Below are 22176 nucleotides of genomic sequence, written 5' to 3'. Positions count from 1 at the left end.
TCACTGCGCGCTGAGCGCCTCCGGGATCGTCCCGAACGCACGAGTGCCCCCGGATGCAAGATCCGGGGGCACTCGTGCGTGGCCGCGCGCCGCTCGGCGCGCCGCCCCATACGGGGTTACGCTCCGCGCAGGCGCGCCGCGAGGTAGGCGTACAGCTCGGCGCGGGGCACCCGCTCCTGCTGCATCGTGTCGCGCTCGCGCACGGTCACGGCCTGATCGTCGAGCGAATCGAAGTCGACCGTCACGCAGAACGGCGTGCCGATCTCGTCCTGGCGACGGTAGCGGCGGCCGATCGCGCCCGAATCGTCGAAATCCACGTTCCAGTCCTCGCGCAGATCCTGCGCGATCTCGCGGGCGATGGGCGAGAGCGCCTCGTTCCGGCTCAGCGGCAGCACGGCGACCTTCACGGGCGCGAGGCGCGGATCCAGCGCGAGCAGCGTGCGCTTGTCGGTGCCGCCCTTGGCGTTGGGCACCTCTTCCTCACGGTACGCGTCCACGAGGAACGCCATGACCGAGCGGGTCAGGCCCGCGGCCGGCTCGATCACGTACGGCGTGTAGCGCTCGTCCTTCGTCTGGTCGAAGAAGCTCAGGTCCTTGCCGGAGTGCTTCGAGTGGGTGCTGAGGTCGAAGTCCGTGCGGTTCGCGATGCCCTCGAGCTCGCCCCACTCGCTGCCCGTGAAGCCGAAGCGGTACTCGATGTCCGCGGTGCGCTTCGAGTAGTGCGACAGCTTCTCCTGCGGGTGATCGTAGAAGCGCAGGTTCTCGGGGGCTATGCCGAGGTCGGTGTACCAGCTCATCCGCTCGTTCATCCAGTATTCCTGCCACTGCTCGTCCGTGCCGGGCTCGACGAAGAATTCCATCTCCATCTGCTCGAACTCGCGGGTGCGGAAGATGAAGTTTCCGGGCGTGATCTCGTTGCGGAAGCTCTTGCCGATCTGGCCGATGCCGAACGGGGGCTTCATGCGAGCGGCCTGCAGCACGTTCGCGAAGTTCACGAAGATGCCCTGGGCGGTCTCGGGGCGGAGGTAGTGCATGCCCGCCTCGTCGTCGACCGGGCCGAGGTAGGTCTTGAGCAGGCCCGAGAAGGCTCGCGGCTCGGTCCACTGGCCACGGGTGCCGCAGTTGGTGCAGACGATCTCGGCGAGGCCGTCCTTGGGCTCGCGGCCCTTCTTCTCCTCGAACTCTTCGAGCAGGTGGTCTTCGCGGTAGCGCTTGTGGCACTGGAGGCACTCGACGAGCGGATCGCTGAAGACCTCGACGTGGCCGGACGCCTCCCAGACCTGCTTGGGCAGGATGACGCTGGAGTCGATGCCCACGACATCGTCGCGCTTTTGCACCATCGTCTTCCACCACTGGCGCTTGATGTTCTCCTTCAGCGCCGTACCGAGGGGGCCGTAGTCCCACGCGGAGCGGGATCCGCCATAGATCTCACCCGCCTGGAACACAAAGCCGCGGTGGCGGGCGAGGGCGATGACCTTATCAAGGCGGGACTGTTCAGCCATTTTCGTAAATCACTCCAAGGTGCAAGCGGGGATCTTGGGCACCGGCAGATGCCGGCATCCGTTCAGTCTACTCGCGTTCCTGATGCGGGCCAGAAACAGCCTCGGGGCCCGCTCGATCGCGAGCGGGCCCCGAGGGAAGGAGCAGTGCGTCCGGTTACTTCGCGGTGAAGAACAGGCGCTTGTTGGCGAACTCACCGATCCCGAGCGGCCCCATCTCGCGGCCGAATCCGGAGCGCTTCACGCCGCCGAAGGGCAGCTCGGCCGCCTCCGCCGCGATGATGTTGACGTGGGCCATGCCGACCTCCAGGCGCGACGCGATGCGCGTGGCGCGCGCCTCGTCGGTCGAGAACACGGAGCCGCCGAGGCCGAGCGCGCAGTCGTTGGCGAGCTCGAGCGCTTCCTCGTCGCTGTGCACCTTGTACACGGTGGCGACCGGGCCGAAGATTTCCTCGCCGTACGACGCGGAATCCCGGGGCACATCCGTGAGAACGGCGGGCGAGTAGTACGCGCCGGGGCCGTCGGAGAGCACGCCGCCCGCGACGAGCGTTGCCCCCTCCGCAACTGCCTGCTGCACCTGCGCGTGCACGGTCTCCGCGGCAGCGCGGGTCGACAGCGGGCCGTACTCCCCCTCGCCGAGCGTCATCGGGTCGCCCGGGACGAGGCCCGTCGCGAGCTTCGTGAGCTCCGCCACGAACTCGTCGTAGATGTCCGCCATCACGATCAGGCGCTTGTTCGAGTTGCAGACCTGGCCGCCGTTGTACGTGCGGAAGTTCCAGGCGTCCGCGGCCACCGCGGCGACGTCGTCGCTGTCGAGCACGACCATCGGGTCGATCCCGCCGAGCTCGAGCACCGCCTTCTTGAGGTGAGTACCCGCCTGGGCGCCGATGATGGCGCCGGCGCGTTCGGAGCCCGTGAGCGACACGCCCTGCACCCGGGGGTCCGCGATCATCGTCGAGATCTGCTCGTGCGAGGCAAACACGTTCTGGTAGCCGCCGACCGGCACGCCGGCCTCTTCCATGATCTCCTGCACGGTCAGCGAGGAGCGGGCGCAAATATCGGCGTGCTTCAGCATGATCGTGTTGCCGAGCAGCAGGTTCGGGGCCGCGAAACGGGCCACCTGGTAGTAGGGGAAGTTCCACGGCATCACGCCGAGCAGCGCACCGATCGAGCGGTACTCGATCATCGCCTTGCCGGGAATCGTGCTCGGGATCTCGGCGTCGGTGATGAGGCCGGGGCCGTACACCGCGTAGTAGTCGATGATCGCGGTCGCGAACTCGACCTCGTCGATCGACTCGGCAAGGGACTTGCCCATCTCGAGTGCGATGATGCGCGCAAGCTCGTCCTTGCGCTCCTCGAACAGTTCGGCAACGCGCTTCACGACCGCTGCGCGCTCCTGCACGCTGCGCTCGCGCCACTCGCGGTAAGCGGAGTCCGCTGCCGCGAGCTGCTGCTCGATCTGTCCGTCGGTTGCGGATTCGAAGGTCTCGACAATCTCGCCCGTCGCTGGGTTCTGAACTCGATACTTCGCCATTGTTATCGTTTCCTGTCTAGTGTCCAGTGCGCATGGCCTGCGCCTGCATGCACTATCGTCGCACCTCCCATGCTGGGAGAGCGAGCCATGCGGGAAAATCCTCGGGCTGAACGGGTGCGCGGCTCGCGAGGTGGCAGGCCGCGCGAGCTACTCGGCCCAGTCTCCGATCACGATGTTTTCGGGACGCTCACCGGCCTGGAGGTGGGCGATCTGACGGCGGATCAGCGCCACCATGCGCGGCAGCATGGCCGTCGAATCGCCGCCGACGTGCGGCGTGATCAGCGTGCCCGGGCAGCCCCAGAGCGGGTGGTCGGCGGGCAACGGCTCGGGGTCCGTCACGTCGAGGGCCGCGCGCAGCCGCCCGGCCTGCAGCTCCGTGACGAGCGCGTCCGTGTCGACCACGGGGCCGCGCGCCACATTCACGAGCAGCGCCCCGTCGGGGAGCTGGGCCAGCTCGGCTGCCCCGAACATGCCCGTCGTTTCCTTCGTGAGCGGCACCGCAACGATCACGATCTCCGCGTCTGCGAGGGCCTCGTGCAGCTCCGCGAAACCGCGCACGGGCACGACCTCCCCCGCGAGGTTCCGCTCCTCGCGGGCGGTGCGGGCCAGCCGGGTGATCTGCGTCTCGAAGCCCGCGAGCCGCGCCTCGACCGCTTGGGATACCCCGCCGTACCCGACGATCAGGACGCGCCGGTCTGCGAGGCTCGCGAACATGCGCTGGTCCCAGCGCTGGGTCTCGCCGTCACGCACAAAGTCCGGGATCCCCCGCTGCGCGGCGAGCGCCAGCCCGACCGCGAGCTCCGCCGTCGACGCCTCGTGCACCGTCGCCGCATTCGCGAGCGGCAGGCCCTCGGGCAGGTACTTCGCGGCCCCGTTGTAGCCGATGGACTGCCACTGCACCAGCCGCGCCTCGACGTCGTGCAGTCGGGCGAGCGGCTTGTTGCCGTCCCAGTAGGGCGGCACCACGATATCGAAGCGCTCGCGCGGGGCGGGGCCGTCAAGGTTCCAGTCGACGAACTCGACGCCGGGCACCTCCCCCAACGCTTCACGCAGGCCTTCGGTGGGCAGAGAGACGACCAAGTCACGCATGCCCCGAGTGTAGCGGGCGGCGGTGTCTCGCCGGGCGACCCCCTCCCCGCCCGCCCGAACGCTCACCGAAACCGAAACCGAAACCGAAACCGAAACCGAACGCTCACCGAAACCGACGCAATTTATCCATACCGAGCCGTTTTCGCCAATATTTGCCTCGGGTTCGCGAAAACGCCTCGGTTTGGGCGAGGCGGCATCCACCGCAGGATCGGACGCGCGCGCGAGTCCGCGATACTGGGAGGCGTGACCTTCCCCCCGCACCCCGCCGCCCGATCCCGTGGTCCCTGGCGAGGCCTGGGAGTGGCCGCACTCGCTCTCCTCCTGAGCGGCTGCGGGAGCACCCCTGCAATTGAGCTGCCTCCCGTGGGCGGTACCCCCGACTACCAGTTGGGCGGGGCCTACGATCCTGCACCCGAGGTCACCATCGTGGGACGTGACCGCGGCGCCGATCCCGCACCCGGGGTCTACTCCATCTGCTACGTCAACGGCTTCCAAACACAGCCCGGAGAACTCGACGTGTTCCCTGACGAGGTGCTCCTTCGGGACCAGGACGGCGAGATCCGCTTTGACCCGGACTGGCCGGATGAGGCGCTGCTCGACACGTCCACCGCCGAGCGGCGGGCGGCGATCCTCGGGGTGATCGCGCCGTGGGTCGAGGCCTGCGCCGGCGACGGCTTCGCCGCGGTCGAGTTCGACAATCTCGACTCGTACACGCGATCCGACGGCGCGCTCACACGGGAGCACACCATCGCGCTCGCGAGTGAACTCGTTCGAGTCGCGCACGGTGTCGGCCTCGCGGCCGGGCAGAAGAACGCCGCAGAGGATGCCGCCGTGCTGCGCGAACGTGCCGGTTTCGACTTCGCCGTCACCGAGGAGTGCAGCGCGTTCCGCGAGTGCGCCGCCTACACGGAGGTGTACGGCGCGCATGTCATCGATATCGAGTACACCGACGAACTGCCCGTCCCGTTCGCGGAGATGTGCGCCGACCCGGAGGCACCGGAGGCGATGGTCCTGCGAGACCGCCTCCTGTCCGTGCCCGGCGACCCGGGCTACGCGTTCGCGAACTGCCCGCGCTAACCCGCGGGCGTCTGCACGGCGGCGTGCCGCCAGTCCGAGCCCGCGCGCACGTATTCGATCCGCGTGTGCTGCCGGTCTTCTCGTGCCTGCATGAACTCGAATTCATCGGGCCGCAGCGCGTACCGCTGCCAATCCGGGTTCGGGCTGCCGGTGTAACTCGGACGCTCCGACCAGTCACGCTGGCTCGCGGCGTCATCGAGCGGGACGGCGACGCCGGTCACCCGTACCTGACGCCCGGATTCCCGCCAGAAGAACAGCATCGAGCACCGCGGATCGGCCGCAAGCTCCAGCCCCTTCCGCGAGGTCCGATGCGTGGAGAAGTGGTACCCGTCGGCGTCGATGTCCTTCAGGATGAGGGTCCGCGCGACCGGCGTGCCGTCAGCGCGGAGCGAGGCGAACGCCATCGCGTGCGGCTGCCGCTCGGCGCCCGCGATCGCCGCGTCCAGCCAGTCCCGGAAGAGCGTGTCCGGGACTGCGGGAAGGTCGGCCTCCTGAAGCACGGGTAGCGGGTGCGGGAACGCGGGCAAGGAACGCAAGCGTGCTTCGAGATCACTCATGTCGCCAGCGTACGCCCGGTGCTACTCTGCACGCGGACACATGGCACGACTGGAGGATTCTCGTGACACAACACTTCACCGCGGCAAACCAGGCGAACTGGGACGAACGCGCCGAGTTGCATGCGGCGAGGGACGGCTCAGGCTACGAGGTGCAGCGCTACGTGGCTGATCGCTCCGCACTGTCGGACGTGGTGCGCTTTGACCTTCCGCTCCTCGGCGATATCTCCGGTCTCCGCACGGTGCACCTCCAGTGCCACATCGGCACGGATACGCTCTCGCTGGCCCGGCTCGGGGCCCGGGTCACGGGCCTCGATTTCTCGGAGCGCGGGATCGAAGAGGCCCGGCGGCTCGTCAGTGAGACCGGCGACGCGGTCGACTTCGTGCACGCCGATGTCCGCGCCGCGGCGGCTGTACTCCCGAACGGTGCGTTCGATCTCGTGTACACGGGGATCGGGGCGCTGTGTTGGGTACCCAAAATTCGCGAGTGGGCCGAGGTCGTCGCCGCCCTGCTCGCCCCGGGCGGGTCACTGTTCATCCGGGAGGGCCACCCGATTTTGTGGGCCATGGACGAATCGCTCGACGACGATCTGCACCTGCGTTACCCCTACTTCGAGCACGAGGCGCCCACGGAGTGGGATGACGATCAGAGTTACGTCGCGACCGCGGCACCCCTCCAGGCCTCGACCACGTACGAGTGGAACCATGGGCTCGGCGAGATCGTCACCGCGTTGATCGAGCACGGGCTCCGGATCGATCAGCTCGTCGAGCACGACAGCGTCCCGTGGGAGGCGCTGCCCGGGCAGATGACGCTCCGCGCCGACGGCGAGTGGCTCCTGACGGAACGCTCCGGTTCCGTGCCGCTCACGTACACGCTGCGGGCCTCGAAGCCGGCGGCGGACGAGACATCGACGCCGCGCCGCACCGCGCACCCTCGGGCATAGCCCGGACGCGCCAGGGCCCCGTTCCCCCGACCAAGAGTCGAGGGGACGGGGCCCTGGTGCGGTGTCCTAGCTGTCGCTCAGTTCAGCGCGCAGCGCACGCCGCCGCGCGATCAGCAGGGCACCGCCGCTCAGGAGCAGCAGGCCGCCGGCGAACGCCCCGTACGCGAGCAGCGTGGGGCCGCCCGTCTGTGCGAGTTCCTTGCCCGGAGCGGGCTTGCCCTCAGCGGGCGGGGTCTTCCCGTCCGGCTTCGGCTCCGGCTTGGGCTCCGGCTTCACCGTCGCGTCCGCCGCGAAGTTCAGCGTCACCGCCGCGCTCGCGTTGCCCGCCGTGTCCGTTGCCCGAACCTCAACCGTCGCGGCCTCGGCATCGAGCGGGACCGTGGCCGTGAACGCCTCTGTGGTGACCGCTGCCGCTGCCGCAGCCGCTCCTGCCGCGGCGGCGGGCTCGGTCTGCAGCGGTGCCCACGCGCCATCCGGCAGGAACCGGTACTCGACGTCTGCCACACCCGAGGTCGCGTCCGCGGCCTCGACCGTGACGTCGCCGCGGGCGTCCGGATGCGCGGTGGCCGCCAGCGTCGGTGCGACCGAGTCGAGCAGGAACTCCTGCGGGCCCTCGGCCGGGAGCTGGGTCGTGTTGCCCGCACCGTCGGTGGCTCGGGCGTACAGCGTGTTGACGCCCTCGTCGGCGAGCTCGATCGGGCCCGTGTATGCGGCCCAGTCGGTGCCGTTGCGCGAGAACTCCACCGTCGGCGCGTCATCGGTCTCATCGCCCGCGGTGATGCCCACGGTGATCGGTGCCGTGCGGTACCACCCGGCGGCGTTTGCCCCGTCCGGCGCGTCGAACGCGACCGTCGGCGTCGTGGTGTCGTTGATCAGCGCGATCTCGACCTCGGCGTCGGTGGCGATGGCCTGATCCAGCGCGCCGCCAATCGCACCGTTGGCACCCAGCGCGGCGAAGTCACACTCGGTCGTGGGAGCGAGCGCGGACACCGTGCCGTCGTCCTCGGTGGTGCCGACCTCACGCCAGCCTTCGTCGGTGCCGCACGACATGGCAACGGGCACGCCCGCTGCGGGCTTGCCGGCCTCGTCCTCGACGGACACGGTGAGCGTGTTCAGTGCGGCGCGGAATGCGGATCCTCCGATGATCTCGGCGGAGACGCCCATGCGTTCCTGCGACACGTAATCAATCGTGTCGTTCGACATGTGGTACGTCGGCTCGAGCACGATCGAGTCGCGCTCGGACCAGAACATCCAGCTAAACACCGCGGCGTCAATGCCGACGTCCTGGAAGGACTGGTGGTCGCTGCGTCCCACGAAGCCGCGGTTCAGCGGACCACGATCCGTGTGTCCCGAGAGCGCATCGGCGTGGTTGAGGACGTCGTTGTTGATGCCGTCCTTCGTGAGGCTCAGGCCCCAGAACCCGAACGGCTTCTCCGGGGTTCCGAGATGCGCGGTCCCGGCCATGTCCATGTTCCAGGCGCCGATCGTGCGGTCGATCTCCTCGGGGGTCAGGCTCTTCGCGTGGACCTGCGAGCCGATGATCCCCTTCTCCTCAGCACCCCAGGTACCGACGCGGATCTCCGTGTCGAGCGCGTACTGGCTCAGGAGCCGCGCGGACTCGAGCATGATGCCGACCCCTGACGCGTTGTCGCTCGCGCCCGGGCTGCCGACCACGGAGTCGATGTGCGCGCCGATGTAGAGGATCGGCGCGTTCCCGTCGGTGTCGCCCACCGCGGGGCGCACACCGATCGTGTTCGAGCTCTCCGTGCTGCTGCGCTCAGTGGTCACGCTGAGCGTCAGCGGGCCGGTCGAAAGCAGCTCGCGAATACGCTCACCCTGGTAGAGCGAGGCGCCGACCACCTGGATCCCGGTAGCCGCTTCGGGGACGTTTCCGGGGTTCGACAGCGCCTGGTTCGCGGTCGTGTTCGTGAAGATCACGCCGGTTGCGCCCGCGGTCGCAAGGTCGGTCAACAGCTGGGTCCGGGTCGCGGAGGTCGCGTTCCACGTTGCCACGACAAACTTCCCGGCAACGTCCTCGGGAACCACCGTGGTGTTCGTGCCCAGGTCGAAGACCTGAGCCGTGACCGGAGTATTCGTGAACAGCGCGTTCGCGGCCGGACGGTACTGCCAGCTCACCTGCGTCGGCAGGTCGCGATCCGGCGTGACATTCGCGAACGTCGAGACCGACACCGGGAAGGTCTCGGTCCGGGTTGTGAAGCCGTAGGAATCAAGCTGTTCCTTGACGTACGCGTTGGCTTCCACCTCCGCGCTCGTTCCCGCAACGCGCGGGCCGATGTCGACCGCGAGGTGACGCACGTGCTCAAACACGGCGGCATCGTCGACCTGCCCGGTGAATTCCTGCAGGTAGTCGGGCATGTAGCTGCCGGACTTGATGGCGTCGATCCCCGCGGGCGGGGCGTAGGGTGCCGCGAATGCGGCGCTCGGTGCTGCGATCAGCGGCACCGCGATAGCGGCGGCCCCGAGGACACCGAGCACGCGCTTGGGCGTCCGGGTCCTCGTCGGGGCGGCGTGTTGTTCATGCATCTGTAGCTGGTGTCCTCTCTGACAACCGTGGCCCGACCGAGCAGGTGTCGGCCACGCACCATTGCGCCCGGCCACTTCGCGTGCGTCAGTGCTCGGCTGTGAGCCCCAATACTCGCCTTCGCGCGTGGTGAGCGCGGGCGACGACGCGAGATTTCCCCGATCGAACCATGTCTCCCTGGTGCGATTGCACCCCACATGACCATAGCGAATCTGGGCACTCTGGTGTGCGCGGCGCACGTTTTGGGCGGGTTTGGGTCCGTTGTGTCATCGGAGGCGTCCACTTTCGCCTCGGAACCGGAGCGAAACTCGACATTCGTTCAGCGGCGGATCGGGCACGCACCGATCCGCCGTCACCCCCGGGGGTCGCCCCGGCCGAACCGGGGCCCGCCGTCATGCCGCGAGCTGCTGGGCACCGCGGGCCGAGAGCGCCGAGCCGAGCAGGATCATGCGCATGCTGCGCTCGGCCGCGTCGCGCAGCAGCGCCTCCCCCTGGTCCACCGCCTGCTCAAGTTCCATCGGCACCGTCAGGATCGAGGCGATCGCGCCGATCCCGATGTCGTGCACATCGGGTGCCCCCGCGCCCAGCGATCCGGCGATCCCGAGCACCGGCACCCCGGCGGTCCGCGCCCGGAGCGCGATCTCGGCCGGCACCTTGCCGCGCGGCGTCTGGAAGTCGATCGCCCCCTCCGCGGTGATCACCAGGTCGGCTTCCGCGATCAACGCGTCCAAGCACACCGGGGCGACGCTCGGGTCGAGCAGCACCTCAAATCGAGGCGCGAGGCGCGCCCCCAGCACCGCGGCGAGGCCCGCGCCCAGGCCCCCGGATGCTCCGGTGCCGGGTCCGGTGCGAAGGTCCAGCTCCGGCGCAGGGGCCCCGCCGGGGGCGAGCGGCAGCGCGGGCATGGTCCGCGCCAGCAGCTCCGCCCAGTGCTCGAGCGCCGCCGAGAGTTCCTCGACCTGGGCGGGGCTCGCGCCCTTCTGCGGGCCGAACACGCGGGCCACGCCGCGCGGCCCGCACAGCACGTTGTGGGTGTTGCAGGCGAGCACGATCTCCGCCTCGCGAGCCCGCGGGTGCAGGCCCGACAGGTCGATCCGCGCCGCGCGAGCGAGGTGGGCACCCCCGTCGGGCAGCTCCGACCCGTCCGCGTCGAGGATCCGGACGCCGAGCGCGCGCAGGGCCCCCGCCCCGCCGTCGCTGGTCCCCGAATCACCGCACCCCACGATGACGCGCGTGGCCCCGTCGTCGAGCGCGGCAGCGATCAGTTCGCCCACCCCGGCCGTGGTCGTGGCCCCCGGATCGCGCTGATCGCGGGGCACCAGCCGCAGCCCCGCGGCGGCGGCCATTTCGACGACGGCGGTGCCGCGCGCCGCGCCGCCGAGACGCGCCCAGTGGGCGGTCACGGGTCGGCCGACCGGACCTGTCACCACGGCGGGCACGAGCTCGCCGCCGGTGGTAGTGGCGAGCACCTCGGCCGTGCCCTCACCGCCGTCCGGCACCGGATACTCGTCAACCTGGACGCCCGGAATCACGCGCCGGATCCCGGCGGCGATGGCCGCGGCCACGGCGTCAGCGCCGAGGCTCTCCTTGAATCCGCTGGGGGCGACGAGGATGCGCTGGGGAATGTGGATCGACATGGGAACCTCCGTGTGGGGTCGACTCGCACCGGGGGTGTCCCGGTGTCGTGTGCTGAATGAGTGGGCCGCAGGCCCAGTGAGTGGGGCGGTGCCCCGCGGTGCGCGGTGTGTGGGTCGGGGCCTCGCGGGGCGGGACCGCTAGAGCAGGAGCGGCATTCCGAGCGCCGGCCACAGCCAGAGCGCGCACGCCACGATGAGAAAGAACAGGAGCGGCGCAAGCCAGCGGGACAGGCGGAGCAGATCGGCCGGCGCGATCCCGGCCCCGGCGTCGGGGTCCGTGAACATCGCGACGGGCTTCGCGGAACTCGGCAGCGTGTGGCAGAAGCCCGCAGCGGCCGTCGAGGCGAACGCGGCGGCGACCGGGTCGATGCCGATTCCGGGCGCGATCGCGACGATGATCGGGATCAGGGCGGCGGATCGGGCCGAACGCGACTGGATCACCAGGTGCGCGGCCAGCGAGGCCGCGACCACGATCAGGAGGAACGCGATTCCGGCCCCCGCGCCCAGCCCGCTCACGGGGGCGAGGAGCGTGTGTCCGAGCCAGGCGGCCGCGCCCGTGGCGGTGAGCGCGCCGCCGAGCGCAAGCGTCGCCGCAAGAAACAGCAGCAGGTGCCAGGGCACCCGCTTCACCGCGTCCTTCAGGGTGATGCAGCCGATCGCGGGGAGCGTTGCGGCGAGCGCGCCCAGCAGGGCGACGACGGCGGGAGCGAGCCCGTGCAGCGGCTCCGTGCACCACAGCGTGATGACGGCGGCGAGCAGGATCAGGGCCCGACGCTCGGCCGGGGCGAGGGGTCCCGTCACGGGGGTGGGGGCATCCGCCGCGAGTTCGGCGAGCGTGATGCGCACCGGCGCGCGCCGCTCGGCGCGGTCCGTGAAGAGCAACAGGACCAGCTCGCACGCGAGGTGCGAGGACACGACCGCGAGGGGCACGCCGAGCACGAGCCAGCGCAAGAACCCGATGCCCTCGCCGGTCGCCTCCGCGAGGATCTGGCTCGTGATCAGGTGCGCACCCGCGCCCAGCAGGGAGGCCACCGCGGAGAGCAGGATCACGGTCGGGAAGATCAGGCCGAGCGCGCGCAGCAGGCCGGCGCGGCCGGGAAGCGCGGCGGCGAGCGCGCGGTAGACCGGGAGCGCGAGGGCGGCACGGCCGCTGGTGGCGGGAATCGCGAACGCGGACAGGATAAGCGCGGCGGTGCTCGCGTGCGCCAGTCCGCGCGGGGTGCGGGCACGGGTCACCAGCTGGGCCGCACCCCGCAGGGCGAGGCCGGAGGCGGCCACGCCGGCAGCGATGATGCACGCGCAGATCAGCAGCCAGATCGTCTCGTCCCCGAGCGCGGCGAAGAAGTCTGCGGCGGGGAGCACACCGGTGAGGATCAGCGCGACAGCCGCGAGAAACGCCACGAGGGTGTCGTCGAGCGCGGTGAACACCCACGCCCACACCGCCGTGAGGAAGATCGCGAGGGTCGCGGCCCCCGGGAGCGAGAGGGCGGCCGGATCCGCCACCCCTTCGGCCGCGCGCACCGCGGCGGGGGCGACGAGCCAGACCGCGAGCATCCCGAGGACCGCAGCGGCGATCCCGCGCCGCGTGGCGGCTGCGGAGCGCGCGGTCCGCGTGGACCGCGTGGACCGCGTGGGCCGCGGCTCCTGGCCCGATGCCCCGGACCCCGCCCGGCCGCGCCTCGGATCCTGCGCAGCCGGTCGTGGCGTCCCGCGCCTGCGGGGCGGCTCGGTCGCGTAGCGCACGGTGCTCATCGGAGTCGGTATCCCGCGCCGCGCACCGTTTCGATGCGGTCGGCGCCGATCTTGCCGCGCAGCGCGCGGACATAGACATCCACCACGTTGGAGGCCGGATCGAAGTCGAAGCCCCAGACGTGCCCGATGAGCTGATCCCGCGTCAGCACCTGCCCCGGGTGCTGCAACAGCACCTCAAGCAGGTCGAATTCGCGCGCCGTGAGATCCGCCGCCCGCTCCCCCACCGTGACCCGGCGCGCCCGCACGTCGAGGGTGACATCGCCGTGGCTGAGCACGGGGCCCACCGGGCGCTGCTCGCCGTCACCGATCCGCAGGCGCACGCGAGCCAGCAGCTCCGCGAACTGGAACGGCTTGGTCACGTAATCGTTCGCCCCGCCCTCGAGCCCGCGCACCGTGTCGATCACGGAGTCGCGCGCGGTGAGCACGATCACCGGCACGGTGACGCCCTCGCCGCGCAGGTGACTCAGCACGGTGAAGCCGTCGATGCCGGGGAGCCCGATGTCGAGCAACACGAGGTCGAAGGAGCCCGATCGGGCGAGGATCAACGCGGTCTCACCGTCGGGCACCTCGGTCGTGTCATACCCCGCGGCGCGCAAGCCCCGCGATACGAAGGAGGTGATGTGCGGATCGTCTTCCGCGATCAGGATGTGGCGCATGTCAGTGCTCCTTCGGGGTGGTCAGGGGCGTGGTGGGGGCGTCGTCGTCGGCGCGGCTCGGATCCGCCGGCAACTCCGATGCCGGGAGTTCCGAGGTCGACAGCTCGGGGGCGGGGAGATCGAGCCCGAAGGTGGCGCCAGCACCGAGGGTGCTCTCCACCCAGGCCGATCCGCCGTGCCCGTCCGTGATGGCACGCACGATCGCGAGCCCCAGGCCGGAGCCGTGCCGCGCCGCGGGGCCGGCCGTGTCGCTGCGCGCGGTGACGTGACCGCCGTGCACGAAGCGCTCGAAGATTCGTGCGGCGGCCGCCTCGGAGACTCCCGGGCCCTCGTCGGCCACCCACACGCTCAGGCGACGGTCCGCGCCGTGCCCGTCGAAACGGGAACCGATCCGGATCCGGTCTCCCGCGTCCGTCACCTGCACCGCGTTCGCGGCGAGCTGCAGGACGGCCTGGGTGACGCGCTGAGCATCGACCTCGGCGGTGCCCTCCGCAACCTCCATCAGCTGCCAGCGGCGATCCCCCAGCGCCTGCGCCTTCGCCTCGATGTCGAGGGTCAAGGCGGCAACGTCATGGGGCGAGAGGCGCACAAAGTCGGGTTGCTGAGCGCGGGCCAGCACGAGGAGGTCCGCGACGATCCGGCTCATCCGCGCGAGCTCGTCGGTGACCAGCCGCAGCGTGGCCTGACGCTCCACCGGGTCCTCACTGAGCAGCTCCAGGTGGCCGCGCACAATCGTGATCGGGGTGCGCAGCTCGTGCCCCGCGTCGTCCACAAACCGCTGCTGCGTGCGGTGCGCCTCTTCCAGGCGGTCGAGCATTTGGTTGAACGTGGCCGCGACCTGGGCGATGTCGTCGCTGCCCTCCACGGGGACGCGGGCCGTGAGATCGTGTTCTCCGATATCGCGGGCGACCCGGTACACCTCGCGGACGGGCGCGAGGATCTGGCCTGCCACGAGCCAGGCGACACCGGAACAGAGCAGCAATCCGATCGCCGCGACCCAGGCGAGCGTGCCCATCGAGCGATCCACCGCCGCGCGATCCGCCGCGGTGAATTGCGCCACAAACAGGGCACCCGTTTCCGAGCCCACCTCGAAATCCATGCGGCCCCAGCGCACCGGGTCACCGTCGGGGGTCTCCCCCGCGCCGGAGCGCTCCGCGGTGCCGCTCTGCGCCGTGAGTGCGTCGAGGTCCGGCACCGCGTCGGGATCGCGTCCGGGCACACCGGACAGCTGTCCGACGATCGTCCCGCCGGCGAGCCCCACGATCAGCTCACCCTCGCTGACCGATTGGCGGGCGAGGTACACCTCCAGCAAGCGCTCCGGCGAGGCAAACGGCTTTGTCGTCTTCGGGTCGACGCCCTCCGCCACAAACCGGGCAAACTCCTCGGCCTCCTGCGAGATCTGCGCGTTCGCCTCGACCTCAACGGTGGCGAGCGACAGGCTCCGGCTCACCAGACCGATCGCGCAGAGGGTAAACAGCGTGCTCAACACGATCCAGGCGGTGATCCGCCAGCGCGCGGGCAGCGTCCGGGCACGCAGGGTGCGCAGCGGCGCCGGCGGCGGGGGCGATGCCGGGGTGGTGGGGGCTGCTGGGTCGGTGGGGGCTGCCGGGGTGGTGGATGACGCCGGGCCTGTGGCCGGGCCTGTGGCCGGGCTCCCCGCCGCGGACGGAAGCGGTGTCGTCGGGAGGATCTCCGTGGGGAACGCGCGCGTCGGGGTGTCAGTCATCGTCGCCCCAGTCGTCATCGCCGAAGTCGTCACCGTCGTCGTCCAGCGGGACGGGTGCGGGCACCGGCGCGGGTGCGGGGATCGGCGCCGGTGCGGGGATCGGCGCCGGTGCCGGAGCCGGGAGCGGAGCGGGAGCGGGCTCAGGCGTCGGGGTCGGCTTCGGGGTCGGCTTCGGGGCATCCACGATCGGTGCCGGCGCCACGATCGGCCCGGCAGGGAGCTCCGGAGCGCCCGGTACCGGGATCAGCACCAGGCTCCCCAGCGCGATCGCGGCGGGAACCGCGATCAGTACCCCGGGGAGGAGGAGTCGGCGTGCGAGTGTCATGACTCCATCGTGCCCGGTCTGTGTGAGGCGGAGATGAGGCCGAGATGAAGGTTTCTTCATCTCGGCTTTCCACGCCACAGCCACCCGGGGCTGCCACGGGCACCGGGCGTCCGGCCGCCGGAGTCATGTGGCGGCCGGGCTATCGGCCGTTCTGGGACTCCTCAGACGCGGACGCGTGTTCACCCGTCTCGGGCTGCCTGGTCAACGCGGGATCCTCCTGCCCCAGGCGCGGGTTCACTTCTTCGGCTTCGTCCCCGTAATACTCCGAAGCCCCGTCGAGGATGGGGCGATCCTGCGTCGCTCCGTCGCGTGGCGGATGAGCGGTGCCCTCGCCATTCGGCGCCTCGGTTCGGGTGGCGTGGTGCGGAACGTTGGAATGGTACTCGTTCGTCATGATCCTCCCTCATATCGATCGGGGGTGCCCACGATAGTCCCGTGCGACGCCTGAAACTAGGGACTTGCGCGCGCGGGCCGAGGCTATGGCCTTGCGCTGGAGAACGACAAAGACCCGGACTCTGCTGATTTCTCAACAGTGTCCGGGTCTTCGTTACTGTGGCGGATGAGGGATTCGAACCCCCGTAGGCAGTGCCAGCTGATTTACAGTCAGCCCCCTTTGGCCGCTCGGGTAATCCGCCAAAGATCGCGTGAACACGACCAGGAGTAAACTTTACCGGCTCCGCGGCGTGAACGGAAATCGACTTCGCCGCCCGGGCCAGCCCCCTGGATTTTCGCGCGCGCCGCGGGCCCGTGGCAGGATCGAGGTATGCGCGTACTTCCCCCCGAGCTGACCCTCCACTCCGCTGCAACGTGGGAGGGCGTCCCCGCGCGGATCGCCTACGGGATCGGCCGGCTGCGCCAGGAGGTCTTCGTGGTAGAGCAGGAATGCGCCTACCTGGATCTCGACGGCCGCGACCTCGACGCCGGGGCCGTGCAGTTCTGGGCGCAAGGTGCCCGGGGCGAGGTCGCGGCCACCCTTCGCGTGCTCCCCGAGGACCACCAGGAGCTCGGGCTGCGTTCGATCGGGCGTGTCGCGACGGCCTCCGCATGGCGCGGGCGCGGGGTCGCCGCTGCCCTGCTCGATGCGGCGCTCGCGGAGTGCGCGGGGCACCCGGTCCTGATTCACGCTCAGTCCTACCTCACCGAGTGGTACGCGGGCTTCGGCTTCGTCACGAGCGGGCCCGAGTTTCTCGAGGACGCGATCCCGCACACCCCGATGCGCCGGGGCTGACCCGCCCCTCACGACCCCAGCCCGGTCAGCGCGCGCAGGAGAACGCGATCCGGCACGTTTCTCGGGGCGATTCGGTGCCTGATCGCGATCTCGGCGCCGCGGGAAGCGTGGGAGCCTCGCGAGGGAGCAGGGAGCCTCGCGGGAAACCCCTCAGACCCCCAGCTCGAGCATCGCGTCAAGCCCCGGAGCGGGGATCGCGAGACCGTGGCGGTGTGCGCGGACGGACACCGACTGCTCGCGCAGCAGCGTGAGGAGCTCCACCGGGCCGGCCATCGTCACCGGCTCGGCCCAGAGCGCCGCGCGGTCAAGGCCCCCCATCCACTCCGCCACACGCACGGCGTCGCCACCGATGAGGCGCAGCCGCGCCGCGGGAATCTCGGCGGGCCCGAGCGGCCCGGAGACGGCGAGGCGCTCCATCCAATCCTCGTCACGCTCGAGCGACACTTCGATACCCTGACGCTCCAGCAGCTCCGCGAGCTCGACGGTCAGCAGTTGCCCCGTGGACACCGCGATGGGCGCGCGCACCAGCAATGCCGCGGCGATCACACGGATGAGGCCCGCCATGGGCCCGTCCTCCGCGAGCCGGATGTGCGTCACCACGGTCCGGTACCGCAACACATTGCGCTCGATACCGAGCCCAATCGCGTCGCGTTCCCGCCCGAATCGGGTGCGCCACACGAGCGCGTCGGTGAGCGCGGCGCGGCGGATCTCATCGAACGCCTCGTAGGCGAGGCTCGGCTGAGCGGCAGCGATGAGCAGCTGCACCTCCGGGTCGAGGCCGCGCAGGTGCAGGGTCTCGCTCCGGGTGCCCGGGCGCGGAGTCCACGATCCGAGCGCGAGAAGTCGATTGGGCCCGCCCCCGAGCGCGGGAACGCCCATCACCGCATCGTCCCAGCCGCCGCCCGGCTGGCGCTCGATTCGTGCGCCCGTCGTGGGCCGGTTCACCGCCAGTGCGGCGGCGTGGACCTGCTCGAGCCAGGCCACCGCCTCCTCGCCATCGTTGGAGTGCAGCGCGGCCACGCTGCCGCCGCCACTCGCGTTCTGCACCGCGAGCGCGTCGACCAGCGAGTGCGCGTGCGTGACGCCGAGCACGGGCACCCCGATCGCGTCCGCCCAGAACGGCGAGTCGGCCGCGACGCCGGTGCGGATGCCGGGACGCCACAGCCGGCCCTCGTCGTCGAGCTGTTCCGGGGCGACGAGCCACTCCTCACCGCGCCCGAGTTCGGTGAGCGCGCGCAGCCCCGCCGCGGAGGGCGGCGCGGTCAGCGGTCCGAGATCGAAGCTGAGCGGGTCCGCGGTGCCGGGGCGCGCAGAGTCGCCGACGCGGAGCGCGCGCACCGCATCGGCGAGGCCCGCCTGGAAGCGGCGCGACCGGCCCACCCCGCCCATCAGGATGAGCTGGTGCGCGGCCCGTGGATCGGCGCCCGCCGCGTGGAACGCGGACGCCACGGTATCGGCGATCGCCTGATCCAGGTCCGCCGATGGCGCGACCAGAATGCTGCCGCGCGCACGGAACTGGCCCTCGATACGCAGATCGGGCCGCCGACGCGCAAGATCCTGCCCGGCGCCCCGGTCGCCCAACGCGATCGCCCGATCAATCTCGTGGTGTGCCGCAAGCTCCGCCACCGTGCGCCCCACGGCAATGGCCTCGATCCGCACCGCCCCGGGGGTCAGCCCGCCGGCCTCGGCCTCCTCGATGAGCGCCGTCGCGGAGGCGAGCAGGGCCTGCGGCACCGCCCAGAGCACGGCGCTGCCCGCGCCCAGCCCCGCGAACACCGCCTCTGCCTGCTGCGCGAGCGGCGTCCCCGCGTCGGCCACCACGAGCAGTAGCCGGTCGGGCACGAAGGTCGCGCCGCGCACCGTACCGAGCCCCTCCGCCAGCTGGGCGGCGTAGCGCGCCGCGTCGACGATGTCGTTCACCTGAGCGTCGAGCTCCGCGATCGGCGCCCCCGTGTCGCCGGCGAGCTCCTTCAGCATTCGATCCCGCGCGGCGACGATCGCCAACGCCGCCCGCCGCAGACGCACCGCGCGCGCCGCGTGCCCGTGCCGCGCCCACCGCTCCCCGGATTCGCGCGCCGTGAGCGCGGCCAATTCCGGATCGAGATCCGCGGCAGACAGCGCCACCGTCTCGTTCACCGCGTCCTCGCGCGCGGCCCGGTCTCGGGCCCGGTGGAGCTGTTCCCGCGCCCACTCCCGGTTTGCGGGGAGGCTCGCGTCGGTTCCCGGCTCGTTCGCGAAGCCAGACTCCGAAACCACGGGGATCGCGAGCGGTTCCGGGGCGAGCGGTTCCAGCTGGATCGCGCCCGTCGCGTCTCGGCCGAGGCCCAACACTGCCGCGGTGAGTCCCCCCGTATCGAACCGGGTGGGCTCGTCCGGCGCGCGGTAGAACAACGCGCTGTCGCGCTCGCTGGGATCCCACTCGCGGGCCCGCAGCTGCGTGCGGTGCGACACCGGCGCGGGGTCGTGGGTGGCGGCGATCGCGGAGCGCAGAGGCGCCCACACGGGGTCGGAGGCGGCGGTCGGATCGGGCACCGAATCTCGCGCCGGATCGGGGGCGGAGGCCTGTTCAGGGCCGGACGCGGAGACCGGTACCGGATCGAGGTCGCCATCGGGCTCGGGATCACCACCGGGCTCAGTGTCACCACCGGTCTCGGGGTCGTGATCATCGGTCGCAGCGGCGTCAGCGTCGGACGCAGCCGCCGCGGGATCGCCCTCGCCGAGCGTTCGGAGCAGGGCGTCCACCCGTGACGACGCGGATTCAGGATCCGCGGCCTCCGCCGCGAGACCCACGAGCAGCTCGACCGCGCCCGCGAACTCGCTCGGCGCCACGACCGGCAGCGCGATCCGAGTGTCCAGCCCGCTCTCCGCGACGGTCTCGGCGAGACCGGGAACCACGCCGCTCCGAAGCTGCACGGACACCAGCTCGCTCAGGCCGCGCTCCGCCGCGAGCTCCGCGACCGCGGCGAGCACGCCGGGGTCCTCACTCTCGACGACCGGCCGGAGCACCGCCGCGCGGCCCGGATGCAGGGCGAGCTCGGCGAGGCGCAGCAGCTGCGCGGTCACTTCTGTACGGCCCTCAAGCACCGGGACCGGGAGCCCGCTCAGAATCGCCGCGATCCGCTCGACACCCGCCACGCGCGCCTCACCGATCACGATCTCGGCGGGAGCACCGCCCTCGGCGACCCGGCGCTGAGCCCACCGGCTGAGCTGGTCGTAGAGCTCACGCGACTCGGGCAGCTCGGCAAACACGCGGGTGCCGATGCGCACGCGATCCAGCGCCTGATCCCCGAGCGCTCGCGCGAGCACCGCCGGGATCAGACGTGCCCAGCGCACGCTGCGCGGCTCGACGTGGATCGTGCAGCCGTGGTCTGCGGCGGCCGCGAGGATGGGCTGCAGTGCGGCGGCGGCCGCGGCGACATCGGCGTCCGCGGACCAGTCAGTGCCGCCCGGGACGAGTCGGGCAGGATCCACGGCGAGGTGTGTCACCGTCGGATGCGCGGCGAGGGCAGCGAGGCGGCGGACCTCGGCGGCGGCGCGTTCGGGGCCGTGCACGGCGCCGCCCACAGGCACCACGATCGGGGTGAGACCGGAATCGCGGCTGCGGCGGACGCCGCTGGCGAGCGCGGTGAGTGCGCCCGGGGTCGAATCATCATCGAGGCCCGGGTTGGGCAACTTTGCCGTGAGCACGAGGCTTGAGAGTCGCGCCCGGAGCCAGCGCCGCGCCACGGGCATGACGGCCCAGGGCAGCCCGAGGGAGGCCACCCCGCCGGCGCGCAGCGCCAGCTTGTCGCGGAGCCCCATGGTGGCGGGTGCGGCCTGGGCGACATCGTGCAGCCCCACAGCCGAGGCGAATGCGTCCTCGGTGCCGGCCACCATCTCGAGCAGTCGGCGCGTAAAGTCGAGGCCCTCGGGATCCCGGCGCATGTCTCCGAGCGGGGCGCGCTGGCCCCCGGCCTCGCGTGAACGAAGCTCTCCCAGCCACGCGTTCGCGCGCGCTTCCGCCGCGTCCGCGACCGCAGACCAAGCCGAACTCTGGGGGGACGTGGGGGCAGTCATGCCTCCACTGTAGGGTTCGTCTCGGTCCCTGCCGGGAGCGCGCGCCGGTCCTCAGCGAGCTCTCGGCTCGCGCTCTGGGTGCCCCGGTCCGCGGCCCACGTCCCGCCCGGCGTGGAAGCCCCACCCCCGGTCACCAAAACCACGGAGATTCACGAAGATCACGGAGATTCCGAGCCCCTCAAGCCACATCGCCGCAGGATCTTCGAGTCGTTGGTGAGGCCGGGGCCACGAAGGCGCCACCCGCTGAGCACACTCCGAGGTACAGGGCCAGAAAGCAGCCCGAATCCCAGAACCGAGCCCCAGCCCAAAGCCCCGGCTCGGTGCTCGGTGCTCGATGCTCGATGCTCGATGCTCGATGCTCGATGCTCGATGCTCGGCGCTCGGCGCTCGATGCTCGATGCTCGATGCCAGGGCTCAGTCCACGGGTCACCAAACCCTAGGAGATTCACGAAGAACACGGAGACATGAGGAATCTAAAGCCACAGCGCCGCAGGATCTCCGAGGCGTTCGTGAATCCGGGAGCGCCCCGGGACGCACCATCGCGGTGACCCGGGCACCCGCAGCCTCGGGCGCCCGCTAGGACAGCAGGGCACGGTCGTCGAGCTGCGCACCCTTGATCTTGCCGAACTCGGCGAGCAACTGCGGCACCGTCAGATGCTGCTTCTCCTCCGCCGAGGCCTGGAACACGATCCGGCCCTCGTGCATCATGATCAGTCGGTTGCCGAGCTTCAGCGCCTGCTCCATGTTGTGCGTCACCATCAGCGTCGTCAGCCCACCCTGGGCGACGATCCGCTCCGTGAGATCCGTCACCAGCGCCGCACGCTGCGGATCCAGCGCCGCCGTGTGCTCATCCAGCAGCAGGATCCGCGGCTGCGTAAACCCGGCCATCAACAACGACAACGCCTGCCGCTGCCCACCCGACAGCAATCCCACCTTCGCCGTGAGGCGGTTCTCCAGCCCCAGTTCGAGCGAGGTGAGCTCCTCCCGAAAACGCTCACGCAGCGCCCGGGTCAGCGAGAGAGCGAGACCCCGGGAGCGACCGCGGCGCACCGCGAGGGCGAGGTTCTGCTCGATCGTGAGGTCCGGTGCGGTGCCCGCCATGGGGTCCTGGAACACGCGGCCCACGTAGCGGGCGCGCTGGTGTTCGCGGAGGCGGTTGACGCGCTTGCCATCGATCTCGATGGCGCCCGCGTCAACCGTGTAGCGGCCCGCGATCGCGTTGAGCAGCGTGGACTTGCCCGCGCCGTTCGAGCCGATCACGGTCACGAAGTCGCCCTCGGCCATGTCGAGGCTCAGGTCGACGAGCGCCTTACGCTCGTTGACGGTGCCGGGGAAGAACGTCTTGTCGATCCGTTCGATGCTGAGCATGGGGTTACCTCCCGGTCGTCTCGGTCGTGGCCGCGGCGGCCGCGTTCGCCGCACCCGTGCTCGCCTGCGGGGCCGGTGCCTTGCCACCCCGGTTCCGGAGCGTGGGCACGCGCTTGAGGAAGCCCCAGCGCGGCAGCAACAACGCCGCCACCACCAACACCGCAGTCACCAGCTTCATATCGTTCGGGT

General features: G+C 70.9%; 16 protein-coding genes, 1 tRNA gene and 1 pseudogene. 3 read left to right on the top strand and 15 right to left on the bottom strand.

The annotated features are described in order from the left end of the window. Window positions 1-116 precede the first annotated feature (116 nt). The 3 genes from D3230_RS03690 to D3230_RS03680 all read right to left on the bottom strand — a co-directional run bounded on the left by D3230_RS03690 (window position 117) and on the right by D3230_RS03680 (window position 4122). Window positions 117-1502 (bottom strand): glycine--tRNA ligase, encoded by a 1386-nt coding sequence (locus D3230_RS03690; protein WP_202343690.1) that lies wholly within the window; start codon window positions 1500-1502, stop codon window positions 117-119. Window positions 1503-1656: 154 nt separating this feature from the next. Then, a complete protein-coding gene (locus D3230_RS03685; protein ID WP_202343689.1) occupies window positions 1657-3033 on the bottom strand; it encodes an NAD-dependent succinate-semialdehyde dehydrogenase in 1377 nt (458 codons plus the stop codon). 147 nt (window positions 3034-3180) lie between these two features. Beyond that, window positions 3181-4122, bottom strand: coding sequence for a 2-hydroxyacid dehydrogenase (locus D3230_RS03680; protein WP_202343688.1), 942 nt, complete (start codon window positions 4120-4122; stop codon window positions 3181-3183). A gap of 300 nt (window positions 4123-4422) precedes the next feature. Between D3230_RS03680 and D3230_RS03675 the strand changes: the two genes are divergently transcribed. After that, window positions 4423-5199, top strand: coding sequence for an endo alpha-1,4 polygalactosaminidase (locus tag D3230_RS03675; RefSeq protein ID WP_337249072.1), 777 nt, complete (start codon window positions 4423-4425; stop codon window positions 5197-5199). Here D3230_RS03675 and D3230_RS03670 read toward each other — a convergent pair. Next, complete coding sequence (locus D3230_RS03670; RefSeq protein ID WP_202343686.1) at window positions 5196-5756, bottom strand: pyridoxine/pyridoxamine 5'-phosphate oxidase; 561 nt, start codon at window positions 5754-5756, stop codon at window positions 5196-5198. The two genes, D3230_RS03675 and D3230_RS03670, sit on opposite strands and share 4 nt — an antisense overlap. A 62-nt stretch (window positions 5757-5818) precedes the next feature. Here D3230_RS03670 and D3230_RS03665 point away from each other — a divergent pair, with 62 nt between their 5' ends. Then, window positions 5819-6697, top strand: coding sequence for a methyltransferase domain-containing protein (locus D3230_RS03665; RefSeq protein ID WP_202343685.1), 879 nt, complete (start codon window positions 5819-5821; stop codon window positions 6695-6697). A 66-nt stretch (window positions 6698-6763) separates the two neighbouring features. On the opposite strand, the gene D3230_RS03660 is transcribed toward D3230_RS03665, so the two are convergent. From D3230_RS03660 to D3230_RS03625, 8 genes are all read right to left on the bottom strand, one after another. Then, complete coding sequence (locus tag D3230_RS03660; RefSeq protein ID WP_202343684.1) at window positions 6764-9241, bottom strand: M28 family peptidase; 2478 nt, start codon at window positions 9239-9241, stop codon at window positions 6764-6766. A gap of 390 nt (window positions 9242-9631) precedes the next feature. After that, complete coding sequence (locus D3230_RS03655; protein WP_202343683.1) at window positions 9632-10876, bottom strand: glycerate kinase family protein; 1245 nt, start codon at window positions 10874-10876, stop codon at window positions 9632-9634. 138 nt (window positions 10877-11014) lie between these two features. Further along, the gene (locus D3230_RS03650) at window positions 11015-12628 is read right to left on the bottom strand and encodes an SLC13 family permease (RefSeq protein ID WP_202343682.1); all 1614 of its coding nucleotides are present in this window, start codon (window positions 12626-12628) and stop codon (window positions 11015-11017) included. Continuing rightward, window positions 12625-13284 carry a response regulator transcription factor gene (locus tag D3230_RS03645; RefSeq protein ID WP_202343681.1) on the bottom strand — a complete coding sequence of 220 codons (660 nt, stop codon included), beginning with the start codon at window positions 13282-13284 and terminating at the stop codon, window positions 12625-12627. The genes D3230_RS03650 and D3230_RS03645 overlap by 4 nt, the downstream gene beginning before the upstream one ends. Window position 13285: 1 nt before the next feature. Beyond that, the gene (locus D3230_RS03640) at window positions 13286-15010 is read right to left on the bottom strand and encodes a sensor histidine kinase (RefSeq protein WP_202343680.1); all 1725 of its coding nucleotides are present in this window, start codon (window positions 15008-15010) and stop codon (window positions 13286-13288) included. Next, the gene (locus D3230_RS03635; RefSeq protein WP_202343679.1) at window positions 15003-15335 is read right to left on the bottom strand and encodes a hypothetical protein; all 333 of its coding nucleotides are present in this window, start codon (window positions 15333-15335) and stop codon (window positions 15003-15005) included. Before D3230_RS03635 ends, D3230_RS03640 begins: the two co-directional genes overlap by 8 nt. A 139-nt stretch (window positions 15336-15474) precedes the next feature. Then, on the bottom strand, window positions 15475-15729 hold the full coding sequence (locus D3230_RS03630; RefSeq protein ID WP_202343678.1) for a hypothetical protein: 255 nt from the start codon (window positions 15727-15729) through the stop codon (window positions 15475-15477). A gap of 159 nt (window positions 15730-15888) precedes the next feature. Beyond that, a tRNA-Tyr gene (locus tag D3230_RS03625) sits at window positions 15889-15970 on the bottom strand. Window positions 15971-16098: 128 nt separating this feature from the next. Here D3230_RS03625 and D3230_RS03620 point away from each other — a divergent pair. Beyond that, entirely contained in the window at window positions 16099-16563 is a 465-nt protein-coding gene (locus D3230_RS03620) for a GNAT family N-acetyltransferase (RefSeq protein WP_202343677.1), read from the top strand. A gap of 150 nt (window positions 16564-16713) precedes the next feature. Here the strand turns inward: D3230_RS03620 and D3230_RS03615 are convergent, their stop codons facing one another. From D3230_RS03615 to D3230_RS15815, 3 genes and pseudogenes are all read right to left on the bottom strand, one after another. Next, window positions 16714-20619 carry an aldehyde dehydrogenase family protein gene (locus tag D3230_RS03615; RefSeq protein ID WP_237466910.1) on the bottom strand — a complete coding sequence of 1302 codons (3906 nt, stop codon included), beginning with the start codon at window positions 20617-20619 and terminating at the stop codon, window positions 16714-16716. Window positions 20620-21195: 576 nt separating this feature from the next. Beyond that, window positions 21196-21987, bottom strand: coding sequence for an ABC transporter ATP-binding protein (locus D3230_RS03610; protein ID WP_202343676.1), 792 nt, complete (start codon window positions 21985-21987; stop codon window positions 21196-21198). A gap of 4 nt (window positions 21988-21991) precedes the next feature. After that, window positions 21992-22176: pseudogene (locus tag D3230_RS15815) on the bottom strand (ABC transporter permease); the annotation flags it as partial.

Source organism: Leucobacter chromiireducens subsp. solipictus, from assembly GCF_016758195.1.
Lineage (GTDB): Bacteria > Actinomycetota > Actinomycetes > Actinomycetales > Microbacteriaceae > Leucobacter > Leucobacter solipictus.
This window is presented reverse-complemented; position numbering and strand designations above follow the sequence as displayed.